This window comes from Actinomadura logoneensis, assembly GCF_003428695.1.
Taxonomy (GTDB): Bacteria; Actinomycetota; Actinomycetes; order Streptosporangiales; family Streptosporangiaceae; genus Spirillospora; species Spirillospora logoneensis.
This window is the reverse complement of record NZ_QURH01000031.1, coordinates 1-9221: the sequence shown is the minus strand read 5'-3', so window position 1 is coordinate 9221 and position 9221 is coordinate 1. Positions and strand designations below refer to the sequence as shown.

Sequence of the window (9221 nt, the reverse complement as noted above, 5' to 3'; positions counted from 1 at the left end):
CCGGCTCGGCGGCGGCCCCCGCAGCGGGCGCCCCCTCGTCGGGCACGGCCCAGCGCACGGCGGACGCCCCGGCGCACCCGGGGACGGCCCGCGCGGCCAGATCGGCGACCCGGGACAGAGTTCCGACGTCGGAGGACTCGCCCACCACACCGAGACGGGCGATCTCCACGGCGAGGCGGTCGGTCAGAACGGAGGCAGGCGGCACCCTCCCGACGGTATCCCCTCATCGGGTGGGCGGAGCAATCCCCTCCGGAGGTTCGGCCGCGTCCTCCGAGGTCGGTACGGCCTCCTCAGAGGGTCGGCGGCGCGCTCAGTGGCGTCGGGCGCGCCCAGTGCTGAGGGTGCGCTCAGGGGCGTCGGGCGCGCTCAGTGTTGAGGGGTGCGCTCAGTGGCAGGGCGCTCTGAGAGGTTGGGCGGCGCGCTCAGAGGTTGGGCGGCGCTCTCCAGATCTCCTCCAGGGTGGGGACCGACAGCCGCTCGCAGTCGGCGAGGTCGCCCAGCGAGACGATCCCGACGGGACGCCTCTTCTCGTCCACCACCGGAAGCCGCCGGACGGCCCGCTCGCGCATCAGGCGGGCGGCCGTGGCGGCGTCGTCGTCCGGGCGGACGGTCGCCAGGTCGGCGGTGCAGACCTCCCCGAGGGAGGTGATCCGGGCGTCCCAGTCCTCGGCCACGGCCCGGACCACGATGTCCCGGTCGGTGACCATGCCGCAGAGCCGTCCGGCCGCGGTGACCAGCACGTCGCCGATCCCCTCGTCCCGCATCAGCCGGGCCGCCTCGTGAAGCGTGGACTCGCGGGGGAGGGAGCGCGGCCGTCTGGTCATCACATCGCTCACCCGCGGGACTCGAGGCGACATCGCCCGTACCTCCAACTCGCGCAGCATCCCCCTTTACCGGCGCGCCCTACCCACGGTGAGTCGGGGTATGCCGACGGCCCGGAAAGGATCTTCCGGGCCGTCGGGCGGCGCTCAGAAGGCGAAGACGGCGCCCGTGCGGGAGTGCATCACGCAGTCGTTGCCGTACTGCTTGCGGAAATGCACGTCCCGGCCGCGCCACCACCCGCTCGCCCGGGCGATGACGGGACGGTAGATCATCGGGCAGAGCTGGTTGTGGTCCGGCTGGTGGTCGAACGCCCCATGGTGGGCGGCGAGCTCCGCGCACGCCCGCGCGGGACTCGGATGGTCGCCCCCGGGCGGGTCGCACCGCAGCAGGACCGTACGGGCCCCGGAAGTGTCACGTCCCGGATAGGTCAGTGTGAGCCGCAGAACCGTCCTCTTGGCGACCTCGTCCCTCTTCGCGGGTTCGTGCTCCCCGCGGACCGCTCCCTGCGCGGGAGCCGCGGACAGCCCCACGGCGAGCGCTCCCACAACGACACCGGTGATCAGGTGCTTCATCACCACTCCCCACGATCGTGTCGGATTCCTCGCTCACCGTATCCGTATCGTTACCGAGCGTGCAGAGGAATGCCGAGATCGGTGACGGTGGAAGGCGGTCGGCGTTCCTGTGGCACAAGACCCGGCAGGGGCGGAAAAGCGAAGTCCCGCCTTCGCGGGACGAAGGCGGGACCGGGTGGGGAGACGGAGCCGGCCGTTCGGGGGCCGTCCGTCAGGTCTGGTCTCGGTGGCCGGCGGGACCACGGGCCGCGCTCAGGCGGCGAGCTCGTGGGTGACGCGGGCCGGGTGGTCGGCGAGCGCCTCGCGCAGCTGCTTGCGCCCGCGGTGCAGGCGGGACATCACGGTGCCGATGGGGGTGCCCATCATCGCCGCGATCTCCTTGTAGGCGTAGCCCTCGACGTCGGCGAGGTAGACGGCGTCCCGGAAGTCCTGCGGCAGGGCGCGCAGGGCGGCGACGACGCGCTGGTCGGGAATGCGGTCCAGGGCCTCGGACTCGGCGGAGCGGAACCCGGTCGAGTGCGACTCGGCCTGGGCGATCTGCCACTCCTCCAGCTCCTCGGAGCCCGCGCGCTGCGGCTCGCGCTGCTTCTTGCGGTAGGTGTTGATGAAGTTGTTCGTCAGGATGCGGTGCAGCCAGGCCTTGAGGTTGGTGCCCTCCTGGAACTGGTGGAAGTTCACGTACGCCTTGGCGAGCGTCTCCTGGACCAGGTCCTCGGCGTCGGCGCTGTTGCGGGTCATCCGCACGGCGCTGGCGTACAGCGGGTCGGCGAGCGGCAGCACGTCGCGCTCGTAGCGGTCGACGGCGTGGCGCCCGGTCTCGTGACGGGCGGCCTCGTGGCGCTCCGTCTGGTGGCGCTCCGTCTGGTGGCGGGCGGTCTCGTCCTGCGGTCGGACGGCCATGGTCGCAGCGGTCATCGTCGCTCCCCCGAGGGTTGTGGGCCCGGGCGGGGCCCTGGTGGGCGCGCGGTCGGCGCGTCGGGTTCGGGCGGACGTCGCCGCCCCTCGTTACTCGGTCGTTCAGGGCCACCGGCCCGGCGGGTTCGGCGCGGCCTCGCGGACGCGCCGGCGCGGACGAGCTTCGGGACTCGTGCGCGTGCGCGGCCGGTTCCTCAGACGCGTGGGTCGTGCCGGGCGGGGTCTCGGCCTCGCATGGAGGGTGGGCCGAGGGAGGGAAGAGGCCGGATCGGCGGAGCCAGGGCGACCCCGGTTCACGGGACGTCGCGGGCCTGCCCGATCGAGCCGTCCACTCTCGGTGGCGTTCTCACTGGGTAAGACGCTTGGGACGGTCCAAAAGGTTGCGTGGCGTCAGTCACAATTCGTGGCCAACTGTCCCGATCTACGCCCGATGGACGGTATAGAGCGGGACGGGCGCGTGCAACCCAATTTCCATGGGTTCGTAGCTGGGGCGCGAGCGCATGATCAGGCGCCGACGAGGTGCCCCCTCATCCGGGAGCCGTCAGGGGGTGGCCCGTCATCCGGGGCCGTCGTGCGGGCGCCCGGTCAGGCGAGGTGGCCCGTCAGGCGAGGTGGCCCGTCATCACGGCGTCCACGAGCCCGGTCGCGTGGTCCTCCGGCCTCTCGGGCAGTTTCGCCCCGGCCGTCACCGCGTCCGCTCCGGCCAGGCGGGTCAGGAACGCGTGCAGCTGGCAGCTCCCCAGCAGGGCTCCGGCGAGCTGGGCCGTCGGAGCGTCCCCGCGGATGCGGCCGTTCCGCTGCTCGGCTTCGAGGTACGCGGTGACCCCGGCCACACCCAGCACCGGCCCCGCCAGGGCTCCGGCGCCCAGCGCCCCCGGCTCGGCCCGGCCGTCCTGCGGGGGAGGCGCGCCGGGGGACGGGGTGTGGGTGCGGAGCCAGGCGATCAGCTCGGGATCGGCCAGGACGGGCCCGGTCATCGGGAGGAGTTCGGCGTAGAAGCGGACCATCTCGGATGCGAACCGGGCCAGGTTCTCGGGGACGGTCGCCTCTCCCGCCGAGGCGATCAGCGTCATGACGGCCGTCCGGGCGGCGGACGTGACCTCGCCGAGCGCGGCCCCGAAGAGCGCCGTCTTGTTCTCGAAGTGGTTGTAGAGGCTGCCCTCGGACACCCCGGCCGCACGAGCGATCTCCTTGGTCGTCGCCGCGACCACGCCCCGCGCCTTGATGACGTCGATGGCGGCGGCCAGGATGCGGTCGCGCGTCGTCTCGCTGCTGGACGGCACGGAGGTCCTTTCTGGTCGGTGATGAGCGCCCCCGCGGATTTCGGGTTCGGGAAGACGTCGAGTGAGCGCTCACCCAGTATGTGCCACTCCGGGGAGGGAGCGTGGATCCGGCTCACCGTGCGTCCGGCCGGGTGTCTCACGTCCGGCTGTGGCGCCCCACGTCCGGCAGTGGGGTTCCGCGTCCGGCTGTGGCGTCGCGTGTCCGGGCGTGGCGTCGCGTGTCCGGGCGTGGCGTCGCGCGTCCGGTCGTGCGTCCCGCGTCCGGCTGGGGCATCCCCCGTCCGGCAGTGGGGTTCCGCGTCCGGCTGTGGCGTCGCGCGTGCGGTTGTGGGGTCCCGGTGGATGGTGGGGGTGGCGCCGGGGCAGCGGGATGTGGCGCGCGCGGAGCGGAGGTGGGAGGCGGGTTCGGGAGTTCGGTAGGAAATTGTCGCTTTTGCGATAGATCGGTTTTCGGTGCCCTTCTCGTCTGATCTGTAGTGTCGGTCGGGTGGACGCCGGGCCCCGGAGGGCCGGGGGCGCCGGGGCGGTCGGGGAGTGGGCGCCGTGGGAGAGAGCTTGACGCTGCCGGTTCCGGAGAACCTGCACGCGACCTATGCCGTGGCGCTCGCCGCGCCGCCCGCCGATCCGCGCGAACTGGCCCGCGACCAGGTGGGACGGCTCGTCCGGCCGCCGCTGCGGGAGCTGGTCCTCGGGATGCTGGCCAGCCCGCTGCTCACCCTCGACATGCGCCCCGCCGACGAGTTCCCGCCGCTCCCGCTGGACCTGCTCGCGGCGTACGGGGCGTCCCGCGCCGAGCTGGGGGCCGTGTCCGCCGCGTCCCACCTGCTGGCCGTCCGCGCGGCCTACCGGCCCGGCTGGCCGCCCGCGCACGAGTGGGCGGCGCGCGCCGTCGCCGGGGCGGTCGGGACCGCGCTGAGCATGCCGGTCGTGGACGGCTTCACCCCGCAGGTCCTCGGCCGGGAGCGGCTGGAACGGTCCCTCCCCGGCCCGGACGGGACGGTCCGGCTCACCGACTGGATCCTGCTCCCGCACAGCGGGGGACCGCACGGTTTCTGGTTCACGACCAACGGCCTGGCCCGTTTCGGACTTCCGGAACTCCAGACCGAGAACGTCCCGCCGGCGCTGGTCGAGTCGTGGGGGCGCCTGCTGAACGGCCTGGCCCGCCGCCTCCTCGACCTCTGGATCGAGCGCCTGTCGGCGGACGAGCTGCCCGTCTTCGTCGATCTCCCCGAGGTCGTGTCCGTCGGCCTCCAGGACGTCGGGTCGGCCCAGGGCGTCGAGGAGCCCCTGCGCCGGGAGGTGTCGGTCCGGCTGCGCCTGGACGACCCGGCGGGCGACGCCCCCGCCGTCCTCACCGTGCTCGCCGCCGACGACGGCCCGGACCGGCTCGAACACCTCTGCGCCGCGCTTTTCGGTCCGTCCTGAACCCGTGCCGCCGGGACCCCGCGGCGGCCCCCGTCCGAGGAGAAGACGATCACCTCAGCGCTTGCCGACGATCTTGTTCTCTGCACAGGATCGAGACCGTGAGATCCGGCCCACGCGACCACCCGCGCCCGCCCGACGAGCCCGACGGCCACGACGAGCACGAGTTCGGCCGGCCGCCGCACGCCGACCCGTCCCCGAGCCGGTCCGCGCGCGGCCGCCCGGCGCCGGAGATCCCGCACCCGGGTGACGTCCGGGTGGCGGGTGGCCCGCTCCGCCGCCCCCGCGTCGCCGAGCCCGCCACGTCCCCGGAGCGGCCTCCGGCGCCCCCGCCGTCCCCCGCGCCGTGGCAGCCTCCGGACCAGTCGGAGGTCCCCGCACAGCACGTCCCGGGGCACGTTCCACCGCCGCCCCACGCGCCTCCGCCCCACGAGGGCTACGCGCCCTCGTCCGCCGGGCCCCCGATGCCGCCTCCGGGACCCGCGCCGTCCGCCGCGCAGGGGATTCCCCGGCCGAGGGAGGAGGGCGGCTCGGCGCAGCCGACGAGGCCGGACATTCCGTTGCCGTCGTCCTCGCCGCCGGTCGCGGATTCTCGTGGCGAAACCGCAGGTCGGCCGGACGCTGCCGCTGACTGGACGCCGGTCACCACCGGCCCTGAGCGGGACGGGCCGCCTCTCGCGTCCGACGACACGGCCCCCGGACGCCTCGCATCCCAGAACGGTCAAGGGCCGGACGCCGCCTCCGGGCCTGCCGTCCCGCCGTCCGAGGCCGACGACGCGTGGACCACCGTGCGCAGGCCGAGCGTCGTGGAAGCGGCGGCCACCCACCACACTCCGCCGACCGCCGAGACCGCCCGGCCAGACCAGGACGGCACTGCCGCCACCGAGGGCGAGGAGCCCTGGGAGCCACCGGGCAGGCCGGAACCTCGGACGCCCGCGACCGCCCCCCACGACCCGCCACCCACGGACGAAGCGCCCCCGACCTGGCCGGACGACCCCGATCCGTGGAGGGACGCGCCCCGGCCGCACGCGGCGGAACCCGCGAAAACCTCTCCGCCGCCGCGCCCGGACGGCGATGATCCAGCAGTGGAAGACGATGAACTCTGGATGACCGTGCGCAAGTCCGAGGCTTCCGGGCCGTCGGTTCCCCGGCGCGACGAGCCCGCGGACCGGGACGAACCGCGGACGTCGGATGAGCACGGCGTCCCCGCCGCCGTCGCCTGGAACACCCCGGCCGAGGCCGCCCTGCCCGCGGAGGAGGAGGCGACCGTGGGCGGGAACGAGCGAGACATGTCCTTCAGTGGCCCCTCGCCCGAAACGTCCGGCGAGGAAACGTGGCCGCCGCTCCGGGCCTCTGGACGTCACCGTCTCTCCGACGACCGCTACCCCGAAGCGACCGACGGCCTCTCCGACCGTCCGCCGACCCGGCCCGACGCCCCGGCCACCGAACCCGAGCCGACCTTCCCGGACGCGTCCCGGCGACCGGCGCACGACACCCCCGAGGCAGCGCACGACCCGTCCCGCACGAGGCCGGACACGACCGTCCCCGACCGCTCGGAACGACCGGGACGACGTCCCAGGGCCCACGTGCCCAACGGCGACATGACCCGGCTCGACGGGCGGGCCCGCCGAGCCCTCGTGGACGAGTTCGTCGGCGACTTCGTGGGCGGACCCACCTGGCAGGCGCTCCTGGTCGTCCTGGAGGGCGCGTTCCCGGGACTCGGCGTCGGCGCGACCCTCGCGACGAGCGCGGACGAGATCTGGCGCGAGATCGCCCCCCTGGACGAGCGGGGAGCGGTCGCGCGGATCGGCGTGCCGCTGTGGCTCGGCCCGATGGGACTGGAGGTGGACCTCAGCGCGCACCGCCGTCCCGCGTCCGAGAACGGCGGCCACGCGCGGCCTCGCGCCGCCCGCCCGTACGCGAAGGCGCTGGTCGTGGACACCGTCGACCCGCTCCGCTACCACCGGCCGGTCAGCGGTCCGAGCGCGCCCCACGACCGTCCGGGCGAGGCCGACCCGCTCGGCGACGCGCTGGACTTCGAGGCCGACCCGCTCAGCGACCCGCCGACGTCCACGCCCCTGAGCCACGAGTTCGACACGCCCTTCGACCAGCCGCGGGACGACGACCGCGGCGGCGCGCACGGCGTCGAGGAGGACGACACCGGGGTCGTGATCGTCGCGGACCTCACCGCGACGGGCGTCCGCGTCCTGGACGCCCCGGCGCTGTGGCGGCACGCGTCCCGGATCGTCGCGGGCACCCTGCGCGACCCGCACCGCCCCGAGACCTGGACGCTGACGCGCCGGACACTGCGGTCGCTGCGCCGCGTCGTCCTGCTCGACCCCCGGCTCGGCCTGGGCGTGTGCCTGGGGCTGGACGACCGGCACACCGCGCGCTGCCTCCTGGTCTTCCGCATCGACCGCACCGAGGTGGCGACACCCCGCTTCGTCCGCCCCTAGACGGACCTACGTTCTGCCTGCCCGCCTCTTCCGCGGGCAGACAGAACGCGTACGTCGGGCCGGGCGGCTTCGCGTCACTCTTCCGTGCGGAGCCAGCTCAGGTCCCACTGCTGGTCTTCGGGGAGGTCCCGGATCTGGTACGCCAGGTCGTGCGGGTCGTCGACGTCCCCGGACGCCGGCGGGGAATCGGCCGGGAAGAGGCCGCACCACACGACGTCCCGGGCGCGGACGGCGGCGAACGAGCCCAGCCGGACCAGCCCGTCGCCCCGCAGATGCGCCAGCTCGGTGAGCAGCGCCGCCAGACCGGACGGGTCCTGCGGGTCGTACAGCCCGCGGACGTACGCGAACAGCTCCTCCGCCAGCGCCTCGGAGCGGCGGCCCGACAGGTAGTACGACGTGCCCACCAGCCCGCCGCCTCCCTGCGCGTCCCGCTGGTCGCGGATCCGCACCCGCAGCCCGTACTCGGCGGCGCACCGCTCGAACGCCTCGGTCAGCAGGGCCTCGGCCTCGCCCTCCTCGCTCAGCACCAGGCCGGACACGACGCCCTTCTCGGACGCGAGCCGGTCGAGCATCTCCTGGTGCAGCTCCCGGACGTCCTGCTCGACGGCGTCCAGCGAACGGGCGAGGGCGTGCTGCGCGTCCCGGTCGAGTTCCACCTCGGCGTACTGCGCGGACAGCGTGCCGAGCTCCTTCTCGACCCGGTCCACCCGGTCGGCGAGCGCGTCGAGATGCCCGACCAGCTCCGGCGACGGCCCGCTCTCGACGGCGGCCTCCCGGTCCGGCGCCTCGGGCGGCGGGGCCTGGACGGAGCGGTCGAGGTCGGCGCGCATGGCGTCCTGTCTGCGGGTGAGGTCGGCCACCCGGTCACGCAGCTCGCGCAACTCCGCCTGGGCGCGGGGGAGCCGTTTGTCGGACGCCAGATACAGTTCGCGCCCGGCGATCGCCAGGCATAGCAGCACCAGGATCACTGTGGTGGTCATACAGCTCCCTCAGGGGCGGGCACCGCACTCAACCTAACCACCCGCGGCCGGACTAACCCCAGCCGCACCGGATCTCGTCCGAATCACCTGGCCATTTTCCGTCTGCCCCCCGCCGCCCCCCAACAACGGACACCCCAAACCCCACTTACGCCCCGTCCACACACGTCCGCGCACCGCCCCCGTCCACGCACCAGCGCATCCGCGTGCCGTCCGTCCGCACGCCAGCGCGTTCGCGTGCCGACGCGTCTGCGCGCAGACTCGGCCCCGCGCAGACGAGGTCGAGCATCGGCGCGGTGTCGGCCCCGCGCAGACGAGGTCGAGCATCGGCGCGGTGGCGTGCCGTGCGTTTGCGTGTCGACGTCCGCGCGCCGGGTGGCCGTGTGCGGGGTCGTTTCGGCGTTGGGTCGCGTGGGGCGCTGATCCGTTCGGCGTGGGCTGCGGGGGCGTTCTGGGTCAGCCGAAGAGGTCGAGGATGTCGAGGAAGGCGCCGGCGCCCTCCGCCACGCCCTCCACCACGACGTGGGCGGCGGCGTGGGCGGCTGCTTCGGCGACGATGCCACCCGCGACGACCGCGCCCACGGCGGCGATCTCCGCGCCGTGGTGATGGTGATGGTACGGACCGTACGCCGGGTACGGCGGCGGAGCGCCGTGGGGGTACATCGGTGCGACGTGAACGGCGGGCGGGTACGGCGGCGCGCCGGGGCCGGGCGGCATCGGCGGGGCGGACGCCGGAGGGTAGGGGGCCGCGCCCGGAGGCGGCGGGAGCGGCGC

General features: G+C 74.5%; 7 protein-coding genes and 2 pseudogenes. 2 read left to right on the top strand and 7 right to left on the bottom strand.

Annotated elements, in window-relative coordinates; translation table 11 throughout:
- The 5 genes and pseudogenes from DZF91_RS01775 to DZF91_RS01755 form a co-directional block, all read right to left on the bottom strand.
- Positions 1-205, bottom strand: a pseudogene (locus DZF91_RS01775) (transcription antitermination regulator); the annotation flags it as partial.
- Positions 206-422: 217 nt separating this feature from the next.
- The gene (locus DZF91_RS01770) at positions 423-824 is read right to left on the bottom strand and encodes a CBS domain-containing protein (RefSeq protein ID WP_235834010.1); all 402 of its coding nucleotides are present in this window, start codon (positions 822-824) and stop codon (positions 423-425) included.
- A gap of 144 nt (positions 825-968) precedes the next feature.
- Entirely contained in the window at positions 969-1394 is a 426-nt protein-coding gene (locus DZF91_RS01765) for an SSI family serine proteinase inhibitor (RefSeq protein ID WP_147340937.1), read from the bottom strand.
- A 252-nt stretch (positions 1395-1646) separates the two neighbouring features.
- Positions 1647-2309: a sigma-70 family RNA polymerase sigma factor gene (locus DZF91_RS01760; protein ID WP_235834009.1), complete on the bottom strand. Its 663-nt coding sequence runs from the start codon at positions 2307-2309 to the stop codon at positions 1647-1649.
- A gap of 602 nt (positions 2310-2911) precedes the next feature.
- A complete protein-coding gene (locus DZF91_RS01755; RefSeq protein ID WP_117355766.1) occupies positions 2912-3592 on the bottom strand; it encodes a TetR/AcrR family transcriptional regulator in 681 nt (226 codons plus the stop codon).
- Positions 3593-4135: 543 nt separating this feature from the next.
- On the opposite strand from DZF91_RS01755, the gene DZF91_RS01750 reads away from it, so the two are divergent.
- Positions 4136-5017: a hypothetical protein gene (locus DZF91_RS01750; RefSeq protein WP_235834007.1), complete on the top strand. Its 882-nt coding sequence runs from the start codon at positions 4136-4138 to the stop codon at positions 5015-5017.
- Positions 5018-6099: 1082 nt separating this feature from the next.
- Positions 6100-7470: a hypothetical protein gene (locus DZF91_RS01745; RefSeq protein ID WP_147340936.1), complete on the top strand. Its 1371-nt coding sequence runs from the start codon at positions 6100-6102 to the stop codon at positions 7468-7470.
- Positions 7471-7544: 74 nt separating this feature from the next.
- On the opposite strand, the gene DZF91_RS01740 is transcribed toward DZF91_RS01745, so the two are convergent.
- A complete protein-coding gene (locus tag DZF91_RS01740; RefSeq protein ID WP_117355764.1) occupies positions 7545-8450 on the bottom strand; it encodes a hypothetical protein in 906 nt (301 codons plus the stop codon).
- 453 nt (positions 8451-8903) lie between these two features.
- A pseudogene (locus tag DZF91_RS39305) lies at positions 8904-9221 on the bottom strand (hypothetical protein); the annotation flags it as partial.